At 69.6% G+C, this 25,711-nt stretch carries 25 protein-coding genes; 8 read left to right on the top strand and 17 right to left on the bottom strand.

The annotated features are described in order from the left end of the window. Positions 1 to 7 precede the first annotated feature (7 nt). The gene (locus ACYVOK_RS14590) at positions 8 to 1,411 is read left to right on the top strand and encodes an Nramp family divalent metal transporter (RefSeq protein ID WP_460662922.1); all 1,404 of its coding nucleotides are present in this window, start codon (positions 8 to 10) and stop codon (positions 1,409 to 1,411) included. Positions 1,412 to 1,492: 81 nt separating this feature from the next. Here the strand turns inward: ACYVOK_RS14590 and ACYVOK_RS14585 are convergent, their stop codons facing one another. The 9 genes from ACYVOK_RS14585 to ACYVOK_RS14545 all read right to left on the bottom strand — a co-directional run bounded on the left by ACYVOK_RS14585 (position 1,493) and on the right by ACYVOK_RS14545 (position 10,392). After that, positions 1,493 to 2,713, bottom strand: coding sequence for a hypothetical protein (locus ACYVOK_RS14585; RefSeq protein WP_460662921.1), 1,221 nt, complete (start codon positions 2,711 to 2,713; stop codon positions 1,493 to 1,495). Beyond that, a complete protein-coding gene (locus ACYVOK_RS14580) occupies positions 2,703 to 3,218 on the bottom strand; it encodes a SigE family RNA polymerase sigma factor (protein WP_460662920.1) in 516 nt (171 codons plus the stop codon). Before ACYVOK_RS14580 ends, ACYVOK_RS14585 begins: the two co-directional genes overlap by 11 nt. A 117-nt stretch (positions 3,219 to 3,335) precedes the next feature. Continuing rightward, positions 3,336 to 4,535 (bottom strand): Dyp-type peroxidase, encoded by a 1,200-nt coding sequence (locus tag ACYVOK_RS14575; RefSeq protein ID WP_460662919.1) that lies wholly within the window; start codon positions 4,533 to 4,535, stop codon positions 3,336 to 3,338. A 150-nt stretch (positions 4,536 to 4,685) separates the two neighbouring features. After that, on the bottom strand, positions 4,686 to 5,108 hold the full coding sequence (locus ACYVOK_RS14570) for a MarR family winged helix-turn-helix transcriptional regulator (protein ID WP_460662918.1): 423 nt from the start codon (positions 5,106 to 5,108) through the stop codon (positions 4,686 to 4,688). A 69-nt stretch (positions 5,109 to 5,177) separates the two neighbouring features. Continuing rightward, positions 5,178 to 6,218 carry a helix-turn-helix transcriptional regulator gene (locus ACYVOK_RS14565; protein ID WP_460662917.1) on the bottom strand — a complete coding sequence of 347 codons (1,041 nt, stop codon included), beginning with the start codon at positions 6,216 to 6,218 and terminating at the stop codon, positions 5,178 to 5,180. Between the two features lie 41 nt (positions 6,219 to 6,259). Next, entirely contained in the window at positions 6,260 to 7,516 is a 1,257-nt protein-coding gene (locus tag ACYVOK_RS14560) for an MFS transporter (protein ID WP_460662916.1), read from the bottom strand. Between the two features lie 4 nt (positions 7,517 to 7,520). Beyond that, positions 7,521 to 8,519: an ABC transporter substrate-binding protein gene (locus ACYVOK_RS14555; RefSeq protein ID WP_460662915.1), complete on the bottom strand. Its 999-nt coding sequence runs from the start codon at positions 8,517 to 8,519 to the stop codon at positions 7,521 to 7,523. Further along, a complete protein-coding gene (locus ACYVOK_RS14550; RefSeq protein WP_460662914.1) occupies positions 8,516 to 9,307 on the bottom strand; it encodes an ABC transporter ATP-binding protein in 792 nt (263 codons plus the stop codon). The genes ACYVOK_RS14555 and ACYVOK_RS14550 overlap by 4 nt, the downstream gene beginning before the upstream one ends. Further along, positions 9,304 to 10,392 (bottom strand): FecCD family ABC transporter permease, encoded by a 1,089-nt coding sequence (locus ACYVOK_RS14545; protein WP_460662913.1) that lies wholly within the window; start codon positions 10,390 to 10,392, stop codon positions 9,304 to 9,306. The genes ACYVOK_RS14550 and ACYVOK_RS14545 overlap by 4 nt, the downstream gene beginning before the upstream one ends. 374 nt (positions 10,393 to 10,766) lie before the next feature. On the opposite strand from ACYVOK_RS14545, the gene ACYVOK_RS14540 reads away from it, so the two are divergent. From ACYVOK_RS14540 to ACYVOK_RS14530, 3 genes are read left to right on the top strand one after another with little or no spacing between them, the layout of a single operon-like run. Further along, positions 10,767 to 11,198 (top strand): CBS domain-containing protein, encoded by a 432-nt coding sequence (locus ACYVOK_RS14540; RefSeq protein WP_460662912.1) that lies wholly within the window; start codon positions 10,767 to 10,769, stop codon positions 11,196 to 11,198. A gap of 19 nt (positions 11,199 to 11,217) precedes the next feature. Continuing rightward, a complete protein-coding gene (locus tag ACYVOK_RS14535) occupies positions 11,218 to 12,504 on the top strand; it encodes an ArsB/NhaD family transporter (protein WP_460662911.1) in 1,287 nt (428 codons plus the stop codon). Next, positions 12,501 to 12,671 carry a hypothetical protein gene (locus tag ACYVOK_RS14530; RefSeq protein ID WP_460662910.1) on the top strand — a complete coding sequence of 57 codons (171 nt, stop codon included), beginning with the start codon at positions 12,501 to 12,503 and terminating at the stop codon, positions 12,669 to 12,671. The genes ACYVOK_RS14535 and ACYVOK_RS14530 overlap by 4 nt, the downstream gene beginning before the upstream one ends. Positions 12,672 to 12,679: 8 nt before the next feature. Here the strand turns inward: ACYVOK_RS14530 and ACYVOK_RS14525 are convergent, their stop codons facing one another. From ACYVOK_RS14525 to ACYVOK_RS14500, 6 genes are all read right to left on the bottom strand, one after another. Further along, entirely contained in the window at positions 12,680 to 13,417 is a 738-nt protein-coding gene (locus tag ACYVOK_RS14525; RefSeq protein ID WP_460662909.1) for a phosphocholine cytidylyltransferase family protein, read from the bottom strand. Further along, entirely contained in the window at positions 13,414 to 14,520 is a 1,107-nt protein-coding gene (locus ACYVOK_RS14520) for a CDP-glycerol glycerophosphotransferase family protein (protein ID WP_460662908.1), read from the bottom strand. Before ACYVOK_RS14520 ends, ACYVOK_RS14525 begins: the two co-directional genes overlap by 4 nt. After that, positions 14,520 to 15,314, bottom strand: coding sequence for an HAD family hydrolase (locus tag ACYVOK_RS14515; protein WP_460662907.1), 795 nt, complete (start codon positions 15,312 to 15,314; stop codon positions 14,520 to 14,522). The genes ACYVOK_RS14520 and ACYVOK_RS14515 overlap by 1 nt, the downstream gene beginning before the upstream one ends. Continuing rightward, positions 15,302 to 16,732 carry a mannitol dehydrogenase family protein gene (locus ACYVOK_RS14510; protein ID WP_460662906.1) on the bottom strand — a complete coding sequence of 477 codons (1,431 nt, stop codon included), beginning with the start codon at positions 16,730 to 16,732 and terminating at the stop codon, positions 15,302 to 15,304. The genes ACYVOK_RS14515 and ACYVOK_RS14510 overlap by 13 nt, the downstream gene beginning before the upstream one ends. A 148-nt stretch (positions 16,733 to 16,880) precedes the next feature. Beyond that, positions 16,881 to 17,432: a DUF6458 family protein gene (locus ACYVOK_RS14505; RefSeq protein WP_460662905.1), complete on the bottom strand. Its 552-nt coding sequence runs from the start codon at positions 17,430 to 17,432 to the stop codon at positions 16,881 to 16,883. Between the two features lie 97 nt (positions 17,433 to 17,529). After that, entirely contained in the window at positions 17,530 to 18,087 is a 558-nt protein-coding gene (locus ACYVOK_RS14500; protein WP_460662904.1) for a sigma-70 family RNA polymerase sigma factor, read from the bottom strand. A 204-nt stretch (positions 18,088 to 18,291) separates the two neighbouring features. Between ACYVOK_RS14500 and ACYVOK_RS14495 the strand changes: the two genes are divergently transcribed. Beyond that, complete coding sequence (locus tag ACYVOK_RS14495) at positions 18,292 to 19,800, top strand: DUF4118 domain-containing protein (RefSeq protein WP_460662903.1); 1,509 nt, start codon at positions 18,292 to 18,294, stop codon at positions 19,798 to 19,800. Here the strand turns inward: ACYVOK_RS14495 and ACYVOK_RS14490 are convergent. After that, entirely contained in the window at positions 19,788 to 21,365 is a 1,578-nt protein-coding gene (locus ACYVOK_RS14490) for a GAF domain-containing sensor histidine kinase (RefSeq protein WP_460662902.1), read from the bottom strand. The two genes, ACYVOK_RS14495 and ACYVOK_RS14490, sit on opposite strands and share 13 nt — an antisense overlap. 1 nt (position 21,366) lies before the next feature. Continuing rightward, entirely contained in the window at positions 21,367 to 22,530 is a 1,164-nt protein-coding gene (locus tag ACYVOK_RS14485; RefSeq protein WP_460662901.1) for an FIST signal transduction protein, read from the bottom strand. A 196-nt stretch (positions 22,531 to 22,726) separates the two neighbouring features. Between ACYVOK_RS14485 and ACYVOK_RS14480 the strand changes: the two genes are divergently transcribed. The 3 genes from ACYVOK_RS14480 to ACYVOK_RS14470 all read left to right on the top strand — a co-directional run bounded on the left by ACYVOK_RS14480 (position 22,727) and on the right by ACYVOK_RS14470 (position 25,679). After that, complete coding sequence (locus ACYVOK_RS14480) at positions 22,727 to 23,092, top strand: response regulator (protein ID WP_460662900.1); 366 nt, start codon at positions 22,727 to 22,729, stop codon at positions 23,090 to 23,092. Between the two features lie 15 nt (positions 23,093 to 23,107). After that, positions 23,108 to 23,791 (top strand): response regulator, encoded by a 684-nt coding sequence (locus ACYVOK_RS14475; RefSeq protein ID WP_460662899.1) that lies wholly within the window; start codon positions 23,108 to 23,110, stop codon positions 23,789 to 23,791. 151 nt (positions 23,792 to 23,942) lie between these two features. Beyond that, positions 23,943 to 25,679, top strand: coding sequence for a glycoside hydrolase family 13 protein (locus ACYVOK_RS14470; protein WP_460662898.1), 1,737 nt, complete (start codon positions 23,943 to 23,945; stop codon positions 25,677 to 25,679). Positions 25,680 to 25,711: the final 32 nt, after the last annotated feature.

Below are 25,711 nucleotides of genomic sequence, written 5' to 3'. Positions count from 1 at the left end.
AGCCTCGATGAGCACTGGTACGGAAGCGTCCGCCACCGATCCGTACACACTGACCGCGGACGGCATCAAGGAACCACCGGTGGGCTGGCGCGCCAGCGTGCGGTACCTCGGCCCCGGACTCATCCTGAGCGCGTCGATCGTCGGGTCGGGCGAGCTCATCGCGACCACCACGCTCGGCGCGCAGGCCGGCTTCGCGATCCTCTGGATGGTCATCTTCAGCACGTTCGTGAAGGTCGCCGTCCAGGTCGAGCTGGCGCGCTGGACCATCGCCACCGGCCAGCCGGCCCTCAGCGGCTACAACAAGGTGCCGCCCAGACTCGGCCGGATGGGCTGGATCAACTTCCTGTGGATCATCCTCGCGCTGTCGAAGCTCCTCCAACTGGGCGGCATCATCGGCGGTACGGCGGTCGCGTTCAGCATCCTGATGCCGTTCGGCGACGACCCGCTCGGCAAGACCTCGCTGACGATCTGGACGGTCCTCCTTGTGATCACCAGCATCGCCATGCTCTACAAGAGCAAGTACAGCCTGATCGAACGCGGCGCGGTCGCCCTGGTGGTGATCTTCTCGACGGTCACGATCCTGATCGCCCTCGGCCTGCCGTTCACGCCGTACTCGTACGACGCCGGCGACATCGCCGGCGGCCTCACCTTCATGATCCCGGCCGGCGCGCTGGGCGCGGCGATCGCGATGTTCGGCATCACCGGCGTCGGCGCCGACGAGATCACCTTCTACACCTACTGGTGCGTCGAGAAGGGCTACGCCCGCTGGGCGGGTCCGAACGACGGCAGCGAGGAATGGGTACGCCGTGCCAACGGCTGGATCAAGGTGATGTACAAGGACGCCTTCATCTCCTGGTGCGTCTACACCTTCGGCACGCTGGCGTTCTTCATCATGGGTGCGGCCGTGCTGAAACCACAGGGCATCCTGCCGAAGGGCAACGAGATGATCACCGCGCTGTCCCGCATCTACACCGACACCCTGGGCGAATGGGCGAACATCCTGTTCCTGGTCGGTGCGATCGCGGTCCTCGGCTCGACCATGTGGGCCTCGATCCCGAGCTGGTCGCGGATGTACTCCAACGTGCTGGCGACGCTGGGGGTGTTCGACTGGCAGGACCCGGTCGCCCGGCTCCGCTGGATCCGCATCTTCACCGTCGCGCTGCCCATCCTGTGGGGCGTCGCCTACCTGACCATCCAGTCGCCGGTGATCATGGTGCAGATCGGCGGCGTGATGACCGGCATCTTCCTGGTGGCCGTCGTCGTCGCGGTCTGGTACCTGCGAAGGACCGAGACCGACCCGAGGCTGTACGGCGCCACCCTGTTCAACGTCCTCCTGGCCGTCAGCAGCGTCGCGATCGGCCTGCTCGGCGTCTACACCCTGCTCCAGGTCTTCGGCGTACGAATCGGCTGAACGCTCAGAACAGCTGGGACCTCGCGCGGCGGAGGAGGCGTGGCGCGCGGTCCTCGCGGACACCTCCCTCGCCGACCTCGATCACCGCGGGATGGCGGTGGTGGCGTCGTACCACTGATCGGTCGAGAGTGGGTTGCCGGGGATGGTCAGGGATTCGGCGATCCTGCGGAGCTCGGCCTTGTCAGCCGGCCCGTTCCCCAACCGGCGGACGGTGATCGCCATGCCCTTGCCCTCCAGACGGATCCCGTTGTCGCGCGTGGTCTTGTCCACGGGCTTGGACCCCGCCACGGCGCCGAGGACGTCGGCGGTGTACCAGGCCTTGTAGGCGTGGATGGTCAGGTCTGCCGGATTGTGCTGCTCGAACCTGGTGTTCTGGTTCCAGAACTTGTCGGTGGTGTAGGTGATCTCGAGGTCGTCGCCGGCCCCCGGCATCGGACCCCACATCGACCTCTCCCCGTGGTCGGCCCCCTGCAGCCCGGTCCTCGGGTTCCCGTCGCTGAACAGAACCCGGAACTGGTGACCGTCACCGGTGAAGTTGGAGGTCTTGTCGCTGACCGACTTCACCTTCAGACCGCTCGGCACGTAGCCGATCCTGAACGGCGACAGCACCCGCTGCTGCGTCGCGGTGAGCTTCCTCGCGACCGCGACGGCGGAGTCCGCGGCGGCATCGACCGGAGCGTCGATCTGTGGCACCTCACGAGTCCCGAGTTGTTGTTGCTGGACGCAACTGACCAGCGCCCAGAGGCCCCTCGACGGCTGCCAGGCAAGCGTCGTCATCGGCCGTACCGGCCCGACGGCCGAGATGGCGTACCCGCGGGGGAAGGGCACGATCGGCTGACCGTCCGGCATCGTGATCAGCCGGCCGGCCAGGCCGTTCACGTCGATCCGCGGACTGTCCGCCGGGATCTTGCGTGGGTCGAAGTCGCCGTTGCGGTGCAGGCTGAGCAGGCAGTACGACGACCACGGGCTGCCGACTCCGGCCAACTGGTACAGCTGCCGGTTCGGCTCGTAGACGCGTGGGTTCACGATCATCCCGTCCGGCGCGGTCACCTTGGCCCAGCCCACCCACGGCGAGCTGGAATCCTGGCCGGCCGGTGGCGGAGTGGTTGCCCGCAACCGGTCGACCACGACCGAGCCGCCGACGATCGCCGCGGCCGTCGCCATCACGGTCGCCAGGACGAGCGTCGTACGGCGCCGCCGGGCCGGGCGTACGGCGGGGAGGTCGTCGACGACCGGGGTGACGTCGGGGGCTGTCGCCGCGAGCCGGTCGAGGGCGTTCCGGAGGTCTTGCTCAGTGCGCATTGATCACTCCGTGGGGTTCGGTGGTTGCGGGTGAGGAGGCCAGCTCGATGCGGAGTGTGGCGAGCGCCCGGGAGGCGTACGAACGCACGGTGTGCGGCGAGCAACCCATCGTCTCCGCGATCTCGGCGTCGCTGAGGCCGGCGTAGTACCGCAGCACGAGCACCGTGCGCTGCCGGCGCGGCAGCTTGGCGAGCTCGGCGACGATTTCGTCCTGGTCGGCGAGGCGGGCCGCGTGATCGGGCTGCTCGCGACCGGCCTCGCTCCAGATCTCCGGGCGCGGCACGATCCGGGACCACTTGCGGCGCCAGGACAGGTGCTCGTTGACCACCATTCGGCGCACATACGCGTCCGGGTTGCCGACCTGCTGGATCCGGTCCCAGTTCCGGTGCACCTTGATCACGGTGTCCTGCACCAGGTCCTCGGCCAGTTGACCGGACCCGCAGAGCACGGTCGCGAACCGCACCAGGCCTGGCACGCCTTGTCGCGTCCACTCCTCGAAGGTCACCGTCGACTCCCTCCTCGGACCGGTTCGGTCAACCGATCCTCCCGCTAAAGACGACCCCACCTCCCGTTCTGATGCGCCGATCCGCGGACTTTCTGCCGGGCCACCCCTTGCCGTACGTCAGACCAGGCCGTGGGCCAACGACTGGCCCGGACGTACTCCCGGAGGGATCGCGAAGATCCCGCTACCTGTGGTCTGGAGGAAGCGGTTGAGGTCGTCGACGGTGGAGAGGATGTGCTGCGCCGGGACGAACTGCCGCGCCGGGTCCTGGTTGAAGGTCAGGAAGAGCAGACCGGCGTCATACCCGTCATGACCGACGTGGCCGTGTCCGTGACCGTGACCTGCGGAGGTCTCCCCGTCCGTCCCGTGACCCGACGCGGCGTGCGGATCGAAGCCTCGGTCGTAGTTGTACGAGCGCCGGAACATTTCGAAACGATGCATCTGCCGTACGTGAGCGCGGGCCGGGATCACCGGACCGCCGGACGCATCCTTCGCGTCCAGATCGAGCGGCGTGGACGGGTCCGTCCCGGGCGCCGCCGAGAGAGGCGAGCCGTCGGCGCGGCGTCCGATGGCCTGATCCTGCTTGGCGACCGGAGTCAACGACCACTCGGGCAGGCGCAACCTGATGCGCCGGAACACCAGGTAGGTGCCGCCGTGCATCCAGGTGGGTTCTGTTGCGTTGTCGACCCACACCAGGCGTTCCCGCCCAGGGCCGGGCGCCGGGTTCGCCGTACCATCGTGCAGTCCCAGCAGATTCCGCGGAGCTCGCCCGTCGGAGGGGCCGCTGATGAACCCCGCGTCCGACCAGCGAAGTTTCGCCAGGCCCACGGTGGTTGCCCGCAGTTGCAGGAACGCGTGACTCAGCACCTGCGGGTCGTCGGCACACAACTGCACGATCAGGTCGCCACCGCTGCGCAACGGATCGACCGCGTCGTCGCCCGGAAACGAAGGCAACGGGTCGAGCTTCGCCGGTCGGCGCCCGGCGAGCCCGAACCGGCTGTCGAAGAGACCGGGACCGAAGCCCACGGTCATCGTGAACCGGGCCGGCCCGAGCCCGACCGCGATCCCCGAGTCGGCCGCCAGGTCGGCCGTCTCTTGCTTGCGCGCGGGCGCCGGCCTGCCCTCGCTCAGCGCGGCGCCGAGTGCCGTCCAGTCGTCGAGGAGCCCGCGCAGACCGGACCGGTCGGCAGTGACGTCGAAGGCGGCCAGTACGACGTTCGACTGCTGCTCGGTGACGATGCCTGCCTGATGGTCGCCGTGGAACGGCACCACCGGGCTGGGCGAGGCGGCGGCGTCGGTGGAACTGAATTGTGAGCCCACGGCACCACCGACGGCAGCCGCGGTGGCCGCCGCGGCTCCGTGGGTGATGACTGAACGACGCGTCGGCCGGAAGCGGTCCGTCGAAGGTCTCGGATCGGAGGACATGAACCCCAACCTACAGGGTGCCTGTAGGTTGGAATCGCGGAGGTGTCACGAAGGGCGCTCGGCGGTGGCGCGCACGACCTTGCCGAGCAGGGCGGCGAGCGTCTTGCGCTCCTCCGGATCGAGCGGGAGCCAACTGTCGGACATCGCCGCGATCGACTTGTCCACGGCGGCCAGGGTTTCTTCGCCGTACGGCGTCAGCAGCAGCCGAGCCGCCCGACCGGCCCGGGTGGGATCGCGTGGCGCGATGTGGCCGCTGTTCTGCAGCGCCTTGATCGAAGCCGTCATGGTTTGGACCGTGACGTTGGAACGGCGAGCCAGCGCGGAGTACGACAGATCAGGTTCAGCCGCGATGTGCGCCAGGATGCCGAGACCCCGCAGGCCGATGCCGAACGCGGACAGCACCTCTTCGACCCTCACCCGAGCCGACCCACCCGCCATCGCCAGCAGAAACGTCAGATTCCCCACCATGGCAGGCGGTCCCGAGCGCCCAGCGACATCACCCATGCCCGCATCGTCCCACGCGGCCGGAGTTGTGGTTCAGCGCATTCGGGCGAGGGTGCCGTCGGCGTCGAGGGGTGTGCGTGCGGTCATGGAGGGCAGGTACTCCTCGTAGAAGACCAGGGCACGGAGTTCGCGGCGGCTGTGGGTGCCGGTCTTCTCGAAGACGGACTTGAAATGGTCCTGGACCGTCCAGGGTGACAGGTGCAGTCGCTCGGCCAGCGCAGCGGTGGACAGGCCGCGGACGGCGAGGCCTGCCACTTCACGCTCGCGCGTGGTCAGGCCATAGGCCTCGAGTTCCAGGGCGACCGCGGTTTCCGGGGCGGCCCGCTGGATCACGATCGCCACCTGATCGGATCCGGCGCCGGCCGGCACCGAGGCGTACAGGGACAGCCAACCGGCCGAGGTGGGAACCTCCATCGCCGGCGACGCCCGGTCAGGGGTCCCGCGCGCCTGCCGGCGAGCGACGGCCGCGAGCGACGGGATCGGCAACGGGACCTCTTGCGGCTTCGTCGTACTCTCACGGGCCAGGTCGTCGAGCAGCGCACGGGCCGGCGGAGTGATCAGCTCCACCTCGTCGTGCCGCCCGAGCATGATCAGCCCGGGCGCGGTATCGTCGTCGTGCCGTCGCGCCGCATCCAGCCGCAGCGAGGCGCGGAGCCCTTCGGCAATCGGCCGCGACAGCCGCGCGATGAGGGTCGCCTCCTGACGCGCGAAGTCCCCGGTTGCCGCCGTACGGTGGAACACCACACAGCCCCAGGTGCGGCCGCGCGCGACGAACGCGGTCCGCAGCTCGAACGGGGTGCCGTACGGGGCCAGGAATTCCCGGTAGCGAGCGCTTCGCTCCGGGCGTCCCCGGGTCGACTCACCGAGGATTCCGACCGGTGCCCGCCGACCGGCGATCGAGGCGAAGGTGTTGTAGTCGTCGCGCTCGTACTCGCTCGACAGCACGGCCTGGGCCGCACCTGGTTCGGTCTCCGGGGTGATGAACCCGCCGGCCAGCAGCTCGACGGGGTCGGCCGAGGTCAGCATCAGCGTCCGCGGGTCCAGCCCGTGCCAGCAGGTCGCGTCGATCGGCACAGTACGGCGTATCCGCGCCGCCAGCCCGAACTGGTTCTCGACTACCGGGCCTGAGCAGCTGGCTCCGCGGCGCCGAAGGTGCGGTCGCGCAGTGGCGATCGCCAGGCGAGGACGGCACTGATCAGTACGGCGGACGACATCAACGCGTAGGCGGATCTCGCGCCGGCCGCTTCGGCCAGTACGCCGCCGAGCAGGGCTCCCAGTGGCGTGCCTCCCCACGCCACCATCCGGGCGGTGGTGTTCACCCGCGCCTGCAGTTCCAGTGGCGTCACGAGCTGGCGGGCGGCGATGCCGTTGATGACGGTGAGGGTGTTCGTGAAGCTCCACAGCAGCAACGGCGCTATTGCCCAGGGCAACGATTGGGCGGCCGCGGTGAGCAGCAGCGCGACCGGGTTCGCGGTCAGGGTGGCGATCGTGATCCAGCCGATCGGGACCCGGTCGGTCAGTCTGGGCAGCGCCAGGGCGGCGAGAAAGGCTCCGGTCGCGGTGACGGCGATCAGGATCCCGACGCCGCTGCCTTCCTCGGACAGCCCGAGGTCGCGCACCGCGAACACGACCAGCAGCGCACTCACCGCTCCCCCGGTGACCGAGTTGCCGACTCCCAGCAGGGTCAGGGAGCGGACGACCGGTTGCCGCCAGACGAACTCCAGACCTTCACGGATCCCGGTCCGCAACCCGCCCTGGCGATCGGTTCGCGGTTCCTTCGCGTCGAAGGACCGGCCGATCAGCGCCAGCAGAGCACCGGCGACGACGTACGACGCGGCGTCGAAAGACAGCGCCTGAGCGGCGCCGACGGTCGCGACCAGGACGCCGCCGACGACCGGTCCGCCGAGACCGGCCAGTGTCGTGACGATCCACACCATGCTGTTCGCGGGGACGACCCGCGCCCTGCCGACGAGAGCCGGCAGGGCGCCGAAGGATCCGGCGTCGAACCAGACGAAGCTGGTGGCGACCACCGCCGCCACCGCGATCGCGTGCGGCGCCGTCAGCACGCCGAGCCAGGAAGCGACGGGCACGCTGACGAGCGCGGCAGCCGACACCGCTTGGCAGGTGAGCATGAGCGGGCGGCGAGGGAGCCGGTCGGCCATCGCGCCGGCGATCAGCCCGAACAGCAGGTACGGAACCACCTGGACCGCCGTGACCAGGGAGGTCACCAGGGCCGAGGACGTGACCTGGAACACCAGCAGTGGCAGTGCGACGGAGCTGATCGCCGACCCCACCACCGCGACGGTGCGGGCGAGGAGGAAGTACCTGAAGGCCTTGTCCCGCAGGAGCGGGACCTCGGCGGTTGGGGTCATCTGCTCAGCTCTTCGGGTGCAGACCGTCGGCGATGGCGGCGACACCCTCGATCGAGGCGAGCGTGCCGGGCGCGAACGTGGTGTTGCGGACCGGGACCAGCCGGCCGTCGCGGACCGCCGGCGTACTGGCGAAGGTCCGGCTCAGGTAGTCGATCGTCTGCCGCTGGTGGGCGTCGTCCTGGACGGCGAACACGAACGCCTCCGGGTTGCGCTCGAGGACGACCTCGGCGTTCACCTCGGCGGCGTAGAAGTCGGCGAACCGTTGTTCGGTGGCGGCGAAGACGTTCTGGCCGCCGCCGAGCCGCAGCATGTCCACCTCGATGGCGGCGCCGATGGCGTACAGCTTCCCGCCCTCGTAGAACACCTGCGCCGCTTTGACCGGTGGGCGTCCGGCAATCCGCTCCGTCACCGCGGCCAGGTCGGCGCGCGCCTTCTTCTCCAGTTCCGCGGCCTGGTCCGCGCGGCCCAGGACCTTGCCGAGCGTCCGCAGGTCGGTGAACGCGTCCTCCACCGTGCCGGTCGATCTGCGCTCCCGGCAACCGGCGGTCGCGACGTACGGCGTCGCACCGGCCTTCACCAACTCTTCTTTGCCGGCGAAACCCTGCTCGGTGTTGAACTCGTACTCGGAGCCGCTGTACACGAAGTCCGGCTGCTGAGCGATCAGGACCTCCTTGCTCGGCGGCGTCTTGGCTCCGAGCGAGCGGATCGACTTGAAGTCGTCGGCGAGCTCGGGGTTGGGTTCCGACCGTGCCTCCTGGGCCTGGGCGACGATCCGGTCCTTCAGGCCGAGCCGCAGCAGGATCTCGGTCTGGCCGGGGTAGAGGCTGACGATCCGCTGCGGCTCCTTCGCGATCGCGTACTCTTGGCCGCAGTTGGTGATCGTCATCGCGTACTGCGACTGGGCCGTCGTCTGTGCGCCCGGTGTTTCGGGGCCGGCCGAGACGGTCCCGCAGCCGACCAGGGTGGTCAGGGTGAGAGCCGTGGCGAAGGGGCGGATGGTCATGAGGTGGGTTCCTTTGCAGGGGATTCGGCTTGGTCCAGGGCCAGCAGCAGCCGGCCGGTCCGGGGATGGACGAGTACGTCGCAGCTGACGCCGTAGACGTCACGCACGCGGTTGGGGGTCAGCACTTCCTCGGGCGGGCCGATGGCAACGAGGCGGCCCAGGTCGAGCAGCGCCAGGCGGTCGCAGTACGCCGCGGCCAGCGTGAGGTCGTGGAGTGCCACCACGGCCGTCACGCCAAGGCGCCGTACCAGACCGAGAAGTTCCAACTGGTGCGCGATGTCCAGATGATTGGTGGGCTCGTCGAGCAGCAGCACCTTCGGCTGCTGGGCCAACGCCCGCGCGAGCAGCACCCGCTGGCGCTCGCCACCCGACAGCGTCGGCAGGGTCCGGTCCTCGAGGTGGGCGGCGTCGACCCGATCGAGGCATTCACGGGCCAGCGCCACCTCGTCCAGGTCGCTGCGCCCGATCAGGGAGCGGTGCGGGATGCGGCCGAGCAGGACGACGTCGAGGACGCTCAGTTCCACGTCGACGGCGTGGTCCTGGGTCAGTACGGCGCAACGCCGGGCGACCTCCCGGATGGTCGAACTCCACACGTCGAGGCCGCCCACCTCGACGGCCCCGCCGTCCGGCCGGATGGCCCGGTAGACGGTACGGAGCAGCGTGGACTTGCCGGATCCGTTCGGGCCGAGCAGACCGAGCACCTCTCCCGAGCGCACCTCCAGGTCGACGCCGGTGAGCACCGGCCGTCCGGACAGGCTGACGACGACCTCTCGCGCCTCGACCTTCATCGCACACCCCCGACCGGGCGGCGACGGAGCAACCAGAGGAAGAACGGCGCGCCGACCGCGGCCGTGACGATGCCGATCGGCAACTCCTGCGGGGGGGCGGCGGTCCGGGCGACGATGTCGACGAGCACGAGGAAGATCGCTCCGCCGAGAGCGGCCACCGGGACCAGCCGCCGATGGTCGGCACCGACCACGAGCCGGCACACGTGCGGGACGACCATCCCCACGAACCCGATGCCGCCGCTGACGGCCACGACCGCGCCGGTCAGCAAGGAGGTGGCGACGAGCATCTCGATCCGGAAGCGGGAGACGTCCACACCCAACGAGGTCGCGGTCTCGTCACCGGTCATCACGGCGTTCAACGGGCCGACCCGGACCATCGCATGGATCACGCAGATCGTCACGACGACCGCCGGAATCGCGAGCATCTCCCACGTCGCGGCCGACACGCTGCCGAGCAGGAAGAACACCAGGCCGGGGAGCTTGCCGTGCTCGGCGGTGACAGTGATCCAGCTCGTGCCAGCACTGAACAGGTACGACGATGCCACTCCGGCGAGGACGAGGCGCAGCGACTCGACCCGGCCGCCGCGCTGGGCGAGCACGAAGACGAGCAGGGCCGCCACGGCAGCGCCCGAGAACGCAGCGCCGGAGACCAGCACGCCAGGCACGACGGCTCCGGCCGCCAGCGCGGCGACCGCGCCGAGCGAGGCGCCGGAGGAAGCGCCGAGGACGAAAGGATCGGCCAGCGGGTTTCGGATCACCGCCTGCAGGACCACGCCGGCGACGGCCAGCGCGGCCCCGACCAGGGCAGCGAGCAGCGTACGGGGCAGCCTGAACTGCCAGACGATCTGATCCTGCGCCGGCGTCCAGGTCGCGATGTGTTCACCGGGCGCGAGATGAGCCCACAGAATCTTGGCCGTCGTACCGATCGGGACGGCGACCGGCCCGATGCCCGAACTGACGACCACCGCGACCGCCAGTGCGACGAGCAGCCCGGCCGGCACCAGGCGGAATCGGACGGGTCGAGGCGGTGGCGGTGCAGGGTCGCGTCCGGCGACCGGCCGGACCGCGGCTGAGTTGACTGACACAACAGCAAACGATAACCGTTTTCATCACTCCGGTCATCTCGGACCACAACCCCCCGGGGTCGGCGGGCCAACCCGACGGGTTAACGGTTGCCTCCAGCAACAGAATGGACGCCGACGGGGGTTGCTCGGGGCAATGGATGGAACGCGCCCGGATGGTGGGATCGTTTGCGCGCAGCCCGGCGGATGGGAGAAGCTTGGGCCTGGTGCGCCGGGAAGTCTGGTCGGCAGTGCTCGCCCTCAGCCGGGGTGCGAGCTGGTCGACGATCCTGGAGGCGGCATGACGCCGGCGGCAGCCCCTGTCCTCAGCCATGGCAGACCAGCCCTGGGTGAGCGAGCCGGAGCGGGCGTATCGTGCACTTGTGCACGGAGAGCAGATGGCAGAAGAGTTCCCGGTGGTCAGCCTGGACGCCGACGCTCGCGAGGCGGTGGAGCTGCTCGCCTCGCGCAGACTGCCGGGTCTCATCGTCGTGGACGAACGGGGACGGCCGCATTCGGTCCTGCCCGCGTCCCAGGTGGTCCGGTTCCTGGTGCCGAGCTACGTGCAGGACGACCCGTCGCTGGCCCGGGTGATCGACGAGTCGCTGGCCGACCAGGTCGCGGACAAGCTGGCGGGGGTGACCGTCCGGAGGCTGCTGCCGTCGCAACCGGTCGAGTTGCCGGTGGTCAACCACGACGACACGGTCCTCGAGGTGGCCGCGATCATGGCCCGGCTGCGATGCCCGCTGGTGGCGGTCGTCAAGAACCAGGAGATCCTGGGCGCGATCACCGCGTCCCGCCTGCTGGAGCTGGTGGTCGGACCGCACTGAGCGACGTCCGGGTGATCGCATGGCTGTGATCGCCGTCGTCGTCTTCGCCATCGCCTATGTCCTGATCGCGACCGAGTGGACGCACAAGCTGCTCGCCGCGCTCGGCGGTGCGGCGGTCCTTCTGGCGCTCGGCGTGACCGACTCCGAGCACGCGTTCTACTCCCACGACACCGGCGTCGACTGGGACGTCATCTTCCTGCTCCTCGGGATGATGATCATCGTCGGCGTACTGCGCCGTACCGGGGTCTTCGAGTACATCGCGATCTGGGCGGCCAAACGCGCCAAGGGATCACCGTTGCGGGTGATGATCCTGCTGACCCTGATCACGGCCGTGGCCTCGGCGTTCCTGGACAACGTCACCACGGTGCTGCTGATCGCGCCCGTCACGTTGCTGGTCTGCGACCGGCTCGCGATCAACCCGGTCCCGTTCCTGATCGCCGAGGTGCTGGCCTCCAACATCGGCGGCGCGGCCACACTCATCGGCGACCCGCCGAACATCATCATCGCCAGCCGGTCGGGCCTCACCTTCAACGACTTCCTCGTGCACATGGCGCCGCTGGTGGTGATCGAGCTGATCGTGTTCACGCTCGTGGTGCCGCGGCTGTTCAAGGGTTCGTTCACCGTCGACCCGGACAAGGTCGAGAACGTCCTGCGGCTGAACGAGCGCGAGGCGATCGAGGACACCCGGCTGCTGATCAAGTGCGCCGTCGTACTGCTGGTCGTCTTCACCGGCTTCATCGGGCACTCGGTGTTCCATGTCGAGCCGTCGGTCGTCGCGCTGCTGGGCGCGGGCCTGCTGGTGCTAATCTCCGGCGTACCGACCAAGGACTACATGGGCAGCGTCGAATGGCAGACGCTGCTGTTCTTCGCGGGCCTCTTCATCATGGTCGGCGCGCTCGTCAAGACCGGCGTCATCGGCGACCTCGCCGAACAGGTCGGGAACGCCACCGACGGCAGGCCGCTGCTCGCGGTCATGCTGATCCTGGGCGTGTCGGCGGTCCTGTCCGGCATCGTCGACAACATCCCGTACGTCGCCACGATGAGCCCCGTGGTCCTCGAACTCACCAAGAGCGTCGCGGACCCCGCCCACGCGCAGGCGTTGTGGTGGGCGCTCGCCGCCGGCGCCGACTTCGGCGGCAACGCGACCGCCGTCGGCGCCAGCGCCAACGTCGTCGTGATCGGCATCGCCCTGCGCGCCGGCAACCCGATCAGCTTCTGGGAGTTCACCCGCAAGGGCGCCGTGATGACCGCAATCACGATCCTCGTCGCCGCGCCGTACCTCTGGCTGCGCTACTTCGTCCTGTGAGCGGACCGCCCGGGTACTGCGGAGCCGTCGCCGGTGTGGCCGGGCCGACCGGCCGCCGTCCACCGGCGCAGCCCACCCCGCTGGACCTGGCGGGCGGTTTGACGGTGCTGGCCGCCGCGGACGCGCTGCATCTTGCGTACGCGTCCTTGCATCGGGTGGACGACTGACAACGAGCTCAGACGCAGGTGTCGTTGGCGCGGGCCAGGTCTTCCTCACAGTCCACCTCGACCGCCGGGTAGGCGGAGATGTCGATCGGAAGTACCTTCAGCGAACCGGCGCCGATCGCGGTCTCGAGTCCTCGTTCGAAGTAGTCGTCGTCCGCGCAGCGCTCGAGATGCTCGATCAGGACCGCCTTGTCCGCCGAGCCGACGTAGTTGATGCCGACCGCCTCGCCCAGCCCGTCGACGACCGACTTCGACAGGTCGCGAACGAAGCCGTCCGCATCGACGGTGTACTTGACTTCCTCGTCGCCGACCGCTGCGGTGTCGACACAGACGAAGCTGCGGTCCGCGCCAACCGTCGCCGTGACCTGCTCGAGCAGACGGGGATCGAACACGACATCACCGTTGAGCCACAACACTCCGCCGGGACGCGAGCACCGGAGTGCTCGCAGCAGGCTCTTGGATGTGTTGGTCCGGCGGAAGTCGGGATTGGGTACGTGGGCGGCGTCCGGTGCGGCGAGCATCAGCAACCCCGCCTGGTGACCGACGACCAGCGTCACGTCGACGTCCTCGCCGAACGCGGCGTGGAGGCAGTCCAGCTGGCGCTGCAGGATCGTTCGTCCGTCGCGGAGCACGGTCAGCGGCTTGGGCAGCGACCGGCCGAGACGGGTTCCTAGACCGGCGGCGAGGATCACCACCTGGAACGTTGCTGGGGGCATCGTGCCGGCGAGGGGTTGCTCTTGGACCGTCATGAGAATTCTCCTTGCACAGCGGGGGATGTGCCTCGGCCGGCGGAAGGAAACAACAGGTCCAGCACCCGCTCGGTGGCGTGGCCGTCGTCGAGGTGGCAGAAGACCGCGCGGAACTCGGCGTACGCGGCGCGATGCGAGGCGGCGATGCTGTCGATGTCCGCGATGGCGTCGAACAGTTCGCCGTCGGTCCGCAACAGTGGGCCGGCGGCTTGCGCGGCGAGGTCGAAGTAGAAGCCGCGGAGCCGGTCCCGGTAGTCCTCCAGGTCGTACGTGAACAGCAGAATCGGCCGTCCGGTGACAGCGAAGTCGAACATCGTCGACGAGTAGTCGGTCACGAGCAGGTCCGCGGCGGCGTACAACTCCCGGACGTCCCGGTACGCCGAGACGTCGACGATCGGAGCGCCGGGCGGCACCTCGACGCGGTCGGAGACCAAGCTGTGCAGGCGGAGCAGCAGCACGTGGTCGTCGCCCAGGCGACGGGTGAACTCGTGCAGATCCATCGCCAGCCGCAGCCCCGGTCCTTCGCCGAAGACGAGGTCATCGCGCCAGGTCGGGGTGTAGAGCACGGCCGTCTTGCCGCCCGGCACGCCGAGCTGGGCCCGAACGTCTCGCCGTACGGCGGCCTGGTCCGGTGAACTGAGCAGGTCGTTGCGCGGGTACCCGGTCTCGTGGATCGGCCCGGTGAAGCCGAACGCGCGGCGCAACCGCTGCGTACTGACCGAGTTCGGCGACAACAGCCGGTCCCACCTGGCGACGTCGTGATCGAGTTGCGCGAGCCTGCCCTCCGGCGCCCACAGGACGTCGTGGTGGATCCGTTTGAGCGGTGTGCCGTGCCAGGTCTGGAGGTACGACGTTTCCGGGCGCTTGTCCCAGTCGAGCGGTACATGGTCGTTGGAGATGAGCAGGTCGGCGCTCTCCAACGCGGCGACGCATTCCGCTCCACCGAACTCAACCAGCTCCACGCCGGCCGGGAAGTTGTGCTCGTGAGCCGGTGAGCAGGTCCAGATGTGCTCGCTGCCCGGAGCCCGCTGGACCAGCGTCTCGTAGATCGCCCGGGGGTTGTCGCAGTACCGGCCGCCGAAGCTGTTGTAGACGATTCTCATCATGCCTCCCTGCGGGTCGGTCCTCGAGCGGCAAGCGCCGGCATCAGCGCGTCGGCCAGTTCGGCCCAGGACGCCACGACGCCCACCGCGCCGGACCCGGCGAGTTGCGCAGCGCGGTCGGTCTTCTCCCCCGGTGGTACGAACTGAACGTTGCCGACGGTTCGGCAGCCCGCGGCGACGGCCGACCGGACGCCGGCTATGGAGTCCTCGACGGCCAGTGCTTGCCCCGGCCCGACGCCGAGCCGCGCACAGGCGTGGCGGTAGATCGCCGGGTCCGGCTTGCTGGTCGGCGTACGCAGGGAGTCCTCGGCCGAGAAGACGCGGTCCGGCGGGAACAGCTCGTCGAGGCCCGTCGCGACGAAGCACGCCGACAACCGGTCAAGCGCGCTCGAGCTGACCGCCGCGAGACCGAGATGGGCCGCCAGCAGGCCGAGCGGTTCCAGCACCTCGCGGTCCCGGCGAAGGGTGGCTGCCAGGTGTGTAGTGACGACCTGCTTCTCCCGTTCCACCCACTGCTCGAGGCCGGCGATCTCGTGCACCCCGTACTCGGCGGCCAAGGCCGCCGCGGTCCGCCGGAACGTCACGCCCGTCGTGGCCCGGCGCAGTTCCTCGCCGGTCCAGCCACGATCGATCCCGAGCGTTTCGAGGAGCTCGTTCGTCACCCGGGCGGAGGCCGCGAAGGCCGGCTCCTCGGAAGGAAAGAGGTTGCCGTCGGCATCACAGAGCAGGACCCGCACACCGCCGGCAAGCCTGGGTGGAAGCACGAGGTCGTCAGCTTCGATCAGTGCTGACACAGGACTCTCCTCACCGTCGCCGTGACGCCGCGGCGGTCGAGCTCGGCGAGCAGCGACTCGATCGCCCGTACGTCGTCGCCGTGCTCGGCGAGATCGCCGAAGATGTCGGTGACCCGCAGGACCGCCCGTGGACCACCGGACCGATCCAGGCGCTGGAGTTCAGCGGCCCGAACGTCGGCGACCTCGAAACTACGGCCGTCATCGGTCATCCCCCGGAGATATCGCAGCCAGGCCGCCAGTGCGAGCAAGAGTAGAGCGCGAGGCGCACCGGCCTCCTGCGCCGCCCGCACCGAAGGCAGAAGGTAAGCCGGCACCTTGGTCGAGCCCCGGCCGCAAAGGCGTTCCAACGGGTCGCCGACGGCCGGGTTGCGCAGCCGCTCCAGCACGCTCTCCCGGTACGACGGAAGCGCCATACCCGGCACATCCGGCGGAAGCAACGGACCGATCTCCCGAGCCAGCAAGACTTGCAGATAGCTCGCCAGCACCGGATTGCGCAGCGCCTCGTCGGTCCGCCGGTGACCGGCCAGCGAGCCGAGATACCCGAGTGCACAGTGCGAGCCGTTGAGCATCCGGTTCTTGATCAGCTTGTACGGCGCGACGTCGTCCACGAACCGCGCTCCGACCCGATCCACGGGCGGAGGTCCGCCGGTGAACGACTCCTCGATCACCCACTGGCTGAAGGGCTCGGTGACGACGGCACAGCCGTCGCTGATCCCGAACTCCAACTCCACCCGGCGCCGCTCGGTGTCGCTGATCGCCGGTGTGATCCGGTCGACCATGCTGCCGGGAAACCGCACCGATTCCGCGATCCAGTCGGCCAGCCCGCTGCGCCGAGTACCGGCAACCGCCAGCACGGCCGCACGGCTCGCCGCGCCGTTGTCCGGCAGGTTGTCGCAGGAGAGCACGGTGAATGGCGGCACGCCGGTGCGGCGGCGACGCTCGAGGGCGGTGCAGATGACGCCGAAGACCGATCGTCCCAAGGGGTTGTCAGGCCGGTAGCCGTCACCGGTGATCGTCAAGGTCACCACTCGAGTGCGCGGATCCGCGAGGCGATCCACCACCGCGGCCGGGGAGTCCATGAGGACGAGGTGGTCGACCAGCGCACCGATCACTCGTGCGCTGCTGTGCGACGAACCTCGCTCCACGACGCTGAACAGATTCTCCTGGCTGTGCAGCAGCCGGGCCAGCCGACGGTTCCTGATGCCGACGCCGACCACCGCCCAGTCCGGGACGCCGAGATTCGCCAGGTCGTCGAAGTACGACAGTTGGTGCGCCCGGTGGAAACTCCCGACGCCGAGGTGGACGACACCTGCTCGCAGCGCGGATCGGTCGTATCGCGGCAAGGCGATCGGCGAAGGGCGGGCTCGCAGCCCGGACGGGACGGCCAACGGGACGTGATGTGGACCTGGCAAGGGCACAGGCCGATTGAGGGAAGGTAGCGACATCTCGGACCTTTGCATGGGAGCGGGCCGAACCCTGCTCACTCAAAGTCCGTATCGGACCGGTGCCCTGTCCCAGACACGCCAAACAGCCCCGTGGTCCGAACCTGTCAGGCGCGACGCTGCCTCAGTGGCGAGTTTTGAAGCGGTTGCGTAGTCGGCTGCTCCAGGTGTGGCGGGGTTCCGGAGGCATCGGTGGAGTCGGGGCGGCGGCGGGCGGCGTCCGGTCGGGTGTCGGCGTATGCAGGCCGCTCGCTGCCGGGTCCAGATCCACGTGCCGCTCGGTGGCGGTGTCCGCGGACTGATCGACAACGGCCGGACGCTCCGGTGTCGCCGCGACCGGCCGGGGCTCCGGGTCGGGCGCAGCAGGGCGAAGATCTCCGTCGACGCCGGCGGTCGACCGGGGTGCGGTCGACGCGGCGGATGGCCCCAGAGTGCTGTGCTCTGCCGCGGTGTCCTGGACGCTGCGGTACTCCTCCTCCACGACCGGGTCCAGCGCCTCGGTGCGGACTCGTTGGCGCTTGTTGGTGATGTAGTAGGAAAGCCAGATCCCGGCCGCGCCCGCGAGCATGACGACCACACCGACGACGTTGAGGTCCACCGCACCACTGCGATCACGGATGCCAAAGGCAAGGATCGCGCCTGCCGTGATCAGGAAGATTCCGGCACCGATACTCATCACGCCTCCAGGAGTGACATCTGCCTGTTGGCGCATCCGGTACCCATGGTCACGCAAGGTAATCTTCACCCGGTCTCGCAGCACACCGCCGCAGCGGTCAGGCCGCGGACACCGGCACGGCCGGCACCGGTTGCAACCTCTCCCGGAGGTTCTTCCGCCCCCGATGAAGCCGGGACATCACCGTTCCCCGCGGAACGCCGACCATCGCGGCGATCTCCTGACAGCTGAACCCTTCGACCTCGAAGAGCAGCAGTACCCGGCGATGCTGCTCGGGCAGCGACGACAGGGCCTGCTGAAGCCGCTCGTCGACGATCGAGCCGACGACGGTCGCCTCCGCCGACACCTCGACCTGCCACCGGTCCATCTCGCTGTCAGGCTCCCACGCCTCCGGCACCGTCGTCGGCTCACGCCGGCGCTTACGGTAGCCGTTGATGAACGTGTTGCGCAGGATGCGGTAGAGCCACGCGGTCAGGTTCGTCCCGGCCCGGAACCGGGAGAAGCCGCGGAAGGCCCGCAGGTAGGTCTCCTGGAGCAGGTCCTCGGCGTCGGCCGGGTTTCCGGTCAGCCGCAGAGCCGCGAGGTAGAACCGGGGCAGCAGAGGAACCGCCTCGGCTTCGAACCGGGCCTTCAAGGCTTCTGGACTGGAGGACGTCACACCACGAGATTCCCTCCGACCGTCCTCGATGTCGTCGCGGCGAGCCCCCATCCCGCATCCCCGCTGACCGGACTCCGGGCATACCTGCTGGCAGGTACGGACCGGCCCGCGGCGCCCGGCACGACAACCGCAGGTGGCAGGACGTTCGAGGTCGTCAGCAGCGGGGAGCATCGGTTAGCGTTCGTGCAGGGAAAGTGGTGCGGGATGGCGCAGCGCCGGGCGAGTTCACCGGTCATCCGCCGGCTGACCGGGTTGCTCACAGCCGGCCTGCTGGTCGCTGCCGTGACCGGCCTGGTCAAGCTCGGCGAGCCGCATGTGCCGACGCTGAGCCTGCTGGTGCTGTATCTGCTGGCCGTGTTGCCGGTGGCCGTCTTCTGGGGTACGCCGCTGGCCGTCGTCACGGCCGTGCTGAGCGCCTGGACTTTCGCGTACTTCTTCGTCCCTCCGCTGCACTCTCTGCTGATCGCCGATGCCCAGAACGCGATCGGCCTGGGCGTCTTCCTGGTGACCGCCGTGGTCGTGGGCGAGCTCGCGGCCCGGCTGCGGCGGGCCGCGCTGGTCGCCGAACGCCTGTCCGACGAGCAGTCGGCGCTGCGCCGGGTCGCGACCCAGGTGGCGAAAGGCGTGCCCGCGGCCGCCCTGTTCACCGCTGTGACCGAGGAGATCGGGCGGCTCTGCAACGCCGATCTGGCCCGGATGGAACGCTACGAACCGGACGGGACGGTGACCGGTGTGGCGGCCTGGAGCCGGGTCCCCGCCCACTTGGCCGTCGGACAGCGGTTCGATCTGGACGGCCTCAGCGTCGCCAGCGAGGTCCGGCAGCAGGGCGGACCGGTGCGGCTCGAGAGCTTCGCCGGCGCGGCAGGCGCCATCGCTGAGGAGGCGCAGGCCCTCGGCATCCGTTCGTCGATCGGTTGCCCGATCAACGTCGGTGGCCGGCTCTGGGGTGTCATCGCCGCGTCCACGACCAGCGACACGCAGTTCCCCGCGAAGACCGAGGCGCAGATCGCCGGCTTCACCGAGCTCGTCGCGACCGCGATCGAGAACGCCGAGGCCAGGGCCGAACTGATGGCGTCACGTGCACGCGTCGTGGTCACCGCCGACCGGACGCGTCGTCAGATCGAGCGCAACCTGCACGACGGCGCACAACAACGGCTCGTCTCCCTCGCGCTGCAGCTGCAGGCAGCTCAGGCCAAGGTTCCGCCGGAGCTGGTCGAGCTGAGCGCGGAGCTGGATCAGCTCGCCGGTGGCCTGGCGGACGCGCTGGACGAGCTTCGGGAGACGGCCCGCGGTATCCACCCGGCGATCCTCGCCGAGGGAGGCCTCAGTCCAGCCCTCAAGGCACTGGCCCGACGGTCGGCGATCCCCGTCCAACTGGACCTGCGCTCCGAGCCGCGGCTGTCGGAGCGAGTCGAGGCCAGCGCCTACTACTTCGTGTCCGAGGCCCTGACGAACGCGGCGAAACACTCGCGCGCCTCGCTGGTCACGGTGACCACGGACATCGCCGACAACGTCCTGCGGGTCGAGATCCGCGACGACGGGCAGGGCGGGGCGGACTTCACCCGAGGGACCGGCCTGCTGGGCCTGAGGGACCGGGTGGAGGCGCTCGGCGGCAGGCTGACCCTCGACAGCCCTCGAGGCGTGGGCACCACCCTGACGGCGGAACTTCCGCTCACCGACACCGAAACGTACCGGGATCCTCACCCGATGTGACCCCGGCCGGCCTGCTCACCGGCCAGGGGGAGCTCGGCGACGAGGGTCGTGCCCTGTCCGGCGGGGCTGTGGATCGTCAGCCTTCCATCGACGGCTTCGACCCTGTCCTTCAGCCCGACGAGGCCGGAGCCCGCCGCGGGATTCGCGCCGCCGGTGCCGTCGTCGCTGATGACCAGCCGCAGCGTTCCTCCGGACAGGTCCGCCCGCACGGTCACCGAGGACGCGTTCGCATGTTTGGCAGCGTTCGTCAGCGCCTCGGACACGACGTAGTACGCCGTCACCTCGACCCGCTCCGGGAGACGGCCGTTGGTCCGGACGTCGAGGTCGACCGGCACCGAGGATCGGCGGGCCAGGTTCCGCAGCGCGGACGCGAGGCCGCCCTCGGCCAGAATCGTCGGATGGATGCCGCGGGCCATCTCCCGCAGTTCCTCGAGGGCCCTCGACAGTTCGGCCGCCACGCTGTCCAGCTGGCCGGACAGCTCATCCAGGTCCCGCGGTACGGACTCCTGCGCCGTCCTCAGCCGCAATGTCGTCGAGACCAGCCGTTGTTGCGCGCCGTCGTGGAGATCGCGTTCGATCCGGCGCCGCGTCTCGTCGGCACTGGCCACGATCCGCGCGCGCGACGCCTTCAGTTCGGTCTGTGCCCCGGCGTTCGCGATCGCGGTCGCGACCAGCCCGGTGAAGTCGGCCAGCCGGGTCTCGGTGCCGGGAGGGGCCGGCTTGTCCCCCGCCGAACCCACGGCCATCACGCCCCACAGGTCGCCCTCCACGATGATCGGGACGCCGACCGCCGACCGGATCCGGACCAGGCCGGTCGTACTCGGCGGTGGTGCGTTCTCGTCGTCGTACTCGATCCGTTCCGGCCGGCGGGTGCGGTGGATCAGAGTGCTCAGATTGTGGCCGCCGAGAGGAGTCGGCGCAGCCGGCGGGACCGGCTCACCGGTCACACTCCAGGCGGCCACGACAGTCTTGGTCTCGTCGGGCAGGAACCTCGTCAGTTCGGTGAAGTCGGCGTCCAGCAGCTGACCGACTTCCGCCGTGACCGCGGCGAAGATCTCGGTCGGCGAGGCACCGGTCGCGACCAGTGTCGCGACGTGACGCAGGGCCGCTTGTTCCCGTGCGAGTCGCTCGACCTCTTCCCGTGCCGCGCGCTCGTCGTCGAGTACGCAGAGCATGCGCATCGTGATGGCGGCGACCCTGGCCATGCCGCGCATCAGGCCGGTCTCCTCGCGGGTCAGGCTGTCCTGCCGCGCTACCACGAAGGCTGCTCCGGGAGGGTGCTCCAGGAAAGCGGCCGCCGCCTGGCACTCCCCTACCCCGGGCACGTCGAGCCGCCGCGACCGACCGGGTCCCGCGGCCTCGATGTCGCCGACCGGTACGGCGTTCTCGGGATAACCGACCGCTGCGACCAGCTCGCCGTCACACACGATCGCGGCGACATCGGCGTCCAGGGCCTCGGCGGCACGTTCGACGGCCACCTGGGCGGCCTCGGCCTCACTGCTCGCGGTCGACACGACGGCGACGAACTCGGCGAGCTGCTGCGTCGACCAGGCCGAGGCATCCATCTCAGCCCACCGAGAGGACGACCAGCGTCTGGTTGTGGAACCCGCGCAGGCCGCGCGTCCGCGCGATCTCCCCGTAGGTGTAGAAACCCGCGACCGGCACGCCGGATGCGACCGCGGCGAGTCTGTCGATCTCGGTCCGGATCCCCGCGTCGCCCAGGACTCCTCGCCGGGCGATGCAGTCGAACGCGATCATGCCGAGCGGTGTCCGGCCGCCGAGAGCCGCGAGTGAGTCCCCGCAGGCCGATTCGGTTGCCTCGAGCACCGACCTTTCGTCACCGTCCATGATCCAGACCAGGGCGCCCTGCGGTACCTCGGCCATGCAGGACAGCGAACGCTCCACGAAGTTGCCGCCGTTGATCAGCCGCACCTCGTCCTCACCGTTCGGGCGGCTGAGCCCGAGCGGATGGGTCAGCGCCAGTCGCGCGAGCCACCGGTCGTCACTGCTGATCGAGGGATCGAGTCCCAGATGCTTGAGGTAGACGTCCAGGGCCGGGAGGTCGTCAAGGGTGTAGACCCGATTGGCGGCGCTCGCGGTGACCAGCATCGGCTCGCCGACCCTTCGCCAGCCGTGCCGTACGCCGATCCCGAACGGTGCGTCCGAGGCGATCCCGGCAGCGACGACCGCGTCGGTGAGCACGCGGTCGCCGTGCAGTTGATGCGTGCGCGTCATCCTCAGGTCGTCGCCGGCACAGCCGCCGACCAGGGGTACGGCGGCGCCGAGTACGCCGTACGCGCCTCGCACGATCTCCTGCTGATCGCCGGCCAGGCCGTCGCTGAGCAGAACGAGGATCTTGTGCGGGAGGTCCTCCCGCACGGGCAGGCACCGGGCCACCTGAGCGCCCGCCGCCCGCAGGTCTCGCGAGGCCTCGGTGGCGGCCGCGGTCTCCACCGCGAACCCCTCGCCTCCCAGCGCGGTCACGACGACGCTGGCTTCGCTCGGGCCGGATGCGGCGATCTCGCCCGCGGTCGTGCAGCCGATCAGTGGTACGCCGGGCGACCGCCGGCGGATGTCCGTCAGCAGGGCGTCCAGGTCGTGCGACTGCGAGCAGAAGACGATCAGCACCTTCGGGTCGTCGCCCACCAGGGCGTCGTCCACTGCGCGCGACCCGGCCCGCGGATCCAGTCCGTGGGCGGTTCCCACTCCCAGCCATCGCGCAGGCTGCATGCCACCCGTCACCGCCTCAAGGCGCGTCGCACAGCGCCTACGGTGCTGACGCTACAAGAGCGGATCTCGCCGCTCAATGAGCAGGCCCCCGCCGTCCGAATCGGTCTCCGCGAGATGCCCGGCCGCCACTCCAGGTAGCCGGAAAGGTCCCGTTAGCCGGAATGCGCCGCGACCGCCGGTGGCCGATGCTGATGTCATGGCACTGCGTTGCTTCATCGTCGACGACAGCCTGCACTTCCTGGAGGCTGCCCAGTCCCTGCTCGAACGGGACGGGTTCACCGTTGTCGGTGTCGCCTCGACGATCGAGGAGGCCTTGCGCCTCGTGGAGGACGCAGAGCCCGACGTCGTACTCATCGACGTGAATCTCGGCAGACAGAGCGGCCTCGATCTGGCCCGGCGGATGCACCGGGAGACGACCGTGGACGAGTCCAAGGTGGTGCTGATCTCCACCCACGCCGAGGAGGACCTGGCCGAACTGGTCAGGGACGTCCCGGCCGCGGCGTTCCTGTCCAAGTCCGACGTGTCGGCCGGTGCCATTCTCCGGATCCTCCACCATGCCTAGGGCTACCGTGGAGGCATGACCATCGGGTCGACCGGCGAGCGCGACGCGGCTCGCACCCGCGTCGTCCTCGCCGAGGACGACGTACTGCTGCGCGAAGGTCTGGCCAGCCTGCTCGAGCGCTCGGGATTCGAGGTCGTGGCCCAGACCGGTGACAGTGCGTGGATCCTGCCGCTGGTGCGTGAGTCGGCGCCCGACCTGGTCGTGCTGGACATCCGGATGCCGCCGACGAACACGACGGAAGGCCTGGACGCCGCCCGCGAGATCCGCCGCGAGTTCCCCGCGACCGGGATCGTCGTGCTGTCGGCTCACGCGGAGGTCGAGCAGGCGATGGAGCTGTTGGCCTCCGGCCAGCGGATCGGCTACCTGCTGAAGAGCCGGGTGACCGATGTGGGCGACTTCATCGACACGCTGGAGCGGATCGTCCGGGGCGGCTCGGTGATGGACCCCGCCCTCGTGCAGGAACTGGTGAGTGCCCGCCGGCACAACGACCCGCTCGCCGAGCTCAGCCCGCGGGAACACGAGGTTCTCGCGCTGATGGCCGAGGGGCGGTCCAACGCCGGCATCGCCCGGCGCCTGTGGGTGACCGAGGCAACCGTCGAGAAGCACGTCCGCCACATCCTGGCCAAGCTGAGCCTGCCGGAGACCGGCGACGACCATCGCCGGGTGCTTGCCGTCATCACCTATCTCGAGACCAGGTGACCTCCGCCCGTGGCGGTGCCGGGCAGCCTGACGGCGGGCTTCCGGCTAGCAGGTAGCCGGCTTGGGCGCTGGCCGTGCAGACGTGAACGGCCCCGGGAGCGGATCGTGGTGTCCCATCAGCGAATCGCGGGCAGCCAAGGGACCGATCGCCATGTTCACCACGGGAAGCACCCAGCAGGGAGCCGGCTGGTGGCGTAGTGCCGTCATCTACCAGGTGTACGTGCGCAGCTTCCACGACTCCGACGGCGACGGTGTCGGTGATCTGGCCGGGGTGCGGGCGAAGCTGCCGTACCTGCGCAGCCTCGGGGTGGACGGGATCTGGCTCAATCCGTTCTATCCCTCGCCGCAGCACGACCACGGGTACGACGTCGCCGACTACTGCTCGGTGGACCCGCAGTACGGGACCCTCGACTGCTTCGACCGGCTGGTCCACGACGCGCATCGGCTCGACCTCAAGGTCCTGATCGACATCGTCCCGAACCACTGCTCGACCCGGCATCCCTGGTTCGCCGCCGCTCTCGAGGCCGGCCCGGGCAGCCCGGAACGCGAGCGGTTCCACTTCGCCGACGGCCGTGGTCCGGGCGGGGACCTGCCGCCGAACAACTGGCGGTCCGTCTTCGGCGGTTCAGCCTGGCAGCGGGTGCCGGACGGCCAGTGGTACCTGCACAGCTTCGCCCCGGAGCAGGCCGACCTGAACTGGCGGCACCCGGATGTGGCCGCGTACTTCGAACAGGTCCTGCGTTTCTGGTTCGAGCGAGGCGTGGACGGCGTGCGGATCGACGTCGCGCACGGTCTCCACAAGGCCGACGGCTTGCCGGACTACGAGAACGCGATGGACGACGAACTCACCGGAGACCCGCTCAACCCGTACGCCTGGGACCAGCCCGAGGTGCACCAGGTCTGGCGCCGCTGGCGGCGTATCGCCGAGGGCTACAGCACGACGACCGGTCGCGAACGCGTGCTGATCGGGGAGGTCGGTGTCCTCGACACCCGTCAACTGGCGCTCTACCAGCGCCCGGGCGAGCTGCACCAGTGCTTCTACTTCGAGTTCCTGCGCGCGCACTGGGACGAGCAGACGCTGTACGACGTGGTGGATCGCGGACTGGGCACGATCCAGGACTCCGGCTCGTCGGTCGCCTGGGTGCTCAACAACCACGACATGCCTCGATCCGTCACCCGGTACGGCGGTGGCGCGCCGGGTCTCGACTCCGGCGATGTCGAACTCGGGACCACCCGGGCACGGGCCGCCGCGTTGTTGATGCTCGCGTTGCCGGGAGCGGCGTACCTCTATCAGGGTGAGGAACTGGGCCTGCCCGAGGTCACCGACCTCCCGGTCGAGGCGTTGACGGACCCGATGTTCCACCGCACCAACGGCATGCGCCGCGGCCGGGACGGCTGCCGGATCCCGCTGCCGTGGACCGCCGGCCGGCACAGCTTCGGCTTCTCGGCCGCGGACGCATGGCTGCCGCAGCCTCACTGGTTCACCGAGTACGCCGTGGACCGCCAGTTGGGCTCCGGCGAGTCGATGCTCCATCTCTATCGTGCGGCGCTTGCACTGCGCCGGCGGCTCCCGGCCTTGGCGTCGAACCAGTTCCGCTGGCTGGAGACAGAGTCCGGCGTACTGGCCTTCACCCGCGGCGACGGCTTCTGCTGTGTGGTCAACTGCTCGTCACACGTCGTCTCCGTGCCGGTCGACGGCGAACTGCTGCTCGCCAGTCACCAAGAAGCCGGCGACAAACTTCCTCCGAACAGCGCCGCGTGGTACTTGCTGGCGCCGTCAACCCCACCAGGCCGGCGGGCCTGGCGTCTCGAGTCCCCTCCACACCTCGGCGCCAGGCCTGCCGTTCCACCCCCTTCGTCGCCCAGGACTGTGGTCAGCCCCGACTGAGGCTCACCTGCAGCCCGTCGCCCGCCGGGTCG

The sequence above is a fragment of the Kribbella swartbergensis genome (genome assembly GCF_054784135.1).
The sequence above is the reverse complement of the archived record's forward strand: the minus strand, read 5'-3'. Positions and strand labels throughout refer to the sequence as shown.

Excerpts from the sequence above, each read along its gene's own strand:
- ACYVOK_RS14490 (WP_460662902.1), bottom strand. The coding sequence starts at position 21,365 with ATGGATGCCTCGGCCTGGTCGACGCAGCAGCTCGCCGAGTTCGTCGCC.
- ACYVOK_RS14550 (WP_460662914.1), bottom strand. The coding sequence starts at position 9,307 with ATGAAGGTCGAGGCGCGAGAGGTCGTCGTCAGCCTGTCCGGACGGCCG.
- ACYVOK_RS14520 (WP_460662908.1), bottom strand. The coding sequence starts at position 14,520 with ATGAGAATCGTCTACAACAGCTTCGGCGGCCGGTACTGCGACAACCCC.
- ACYVOK_RS14475 (WP_460662899.1), top strand. The coding sequence starts at position 23,108 with ATGACCATCGGGTCGACCGGCGAGCGCGACGCGGCTCGCACCCGCGTC.
- ACYVOK_RS14585 (WP_460662921.1), bottom strand. The coding sequence starts at position 2,713 with ATGCGCACTGAGCAAGACCTCCGGAACGCCCTCGACCGGCTCGCGGCG.
- ACYVOK_RS14470 (WP_460662898.1), top strand. The coding sequence starts at position 23,943 with ATGTTCACCACGGGAAGCACCCAGCAGGGAGCCGGCTGGTGGCGTAGT.
- ACYVOK_RS14540 (WP_460662912.1), top strand. The coding sequence starts at position 10,767 with ATGGCAGAAGAGTTCCCGGTGGTCAGCCTGGACGCCGACGCTCGCGAG.
- ACYVOK_RS14560 (WP_460662916.1), bottom strand. The coding sequence starts at position 7,516 with ATGACCCCAACCGCCGAGGTCCCGCTCCTGCGGGACAAGGCCTTCAGG.
- ACYVOK_RS14555 (WP_460662915.1), bottom strand. The coding sequence starts at position 8,519 with ATGACCATCCGCCCCTTCGCCACGGCTCTCACCCTGACCACCCTGGTC.
- ACYVOK_RS14535 (WP_460662911.1), top strand. The coding sequence starts at position 11,218 with ATGGCTGTGATCGCCGTCGTCGTCTTCGCCATCGCCTATGTCCTGATC.
- ACYVOK_RS14590 (WP_460662922.1), top strand. The coding sequence starts at position 8 with ATGAGCACTGGTACGGAAGCGTCCGCCACCGATCCGTACACACTGACC.
- ACYVOK_RS14495 (WP_460662903.1), top strand. The coding sequence starts at position 18,292 with ATGGCGCAGCGCCGGGCGAGTTCACCGGTCATCCGCCGGCTGACCGGG.
- ACYVOK_RS14525 (WP_460662909.1), bottom strand. The coding sequence starts at position 13,417 with ATGACGGTCCAAGAGCAACCCCTCGCCGGCACGATGCCCCCAGCAACG.
- ACYVOK_RS14485 (WP_460662901.1), bottom strand. The coding sequence starts at position 22,530 with ATGCAGCCTGCGCGATGGCTGGGAGTGGGAACCGCCCACGGACTGGAT.
- ACYVOK_RS14505 (WP_460662905.1), bottom strand. The coding sequence starts at position 17,432 with ATGAGTATCGGTGCCGGAATCTTCCTGATCACGGCAGGCGCGATCCTT.
- ACYVOK_RS14480 (WP_460662900.1), top strand. The coding sequence starts at position 22,727 with ATGGCACTGCGTTGCTTCATCGTCGACGACAGCCTGCACTTCCTGGAG.
- ACYVOK_RS14570 (WP_460662918.1), bottom strand. The coding sequence starts at position 5,108 with ATGGTGGGGAATCTGACGTTTCTGCTGGCGATGGCGGGTGGGTCGGCT.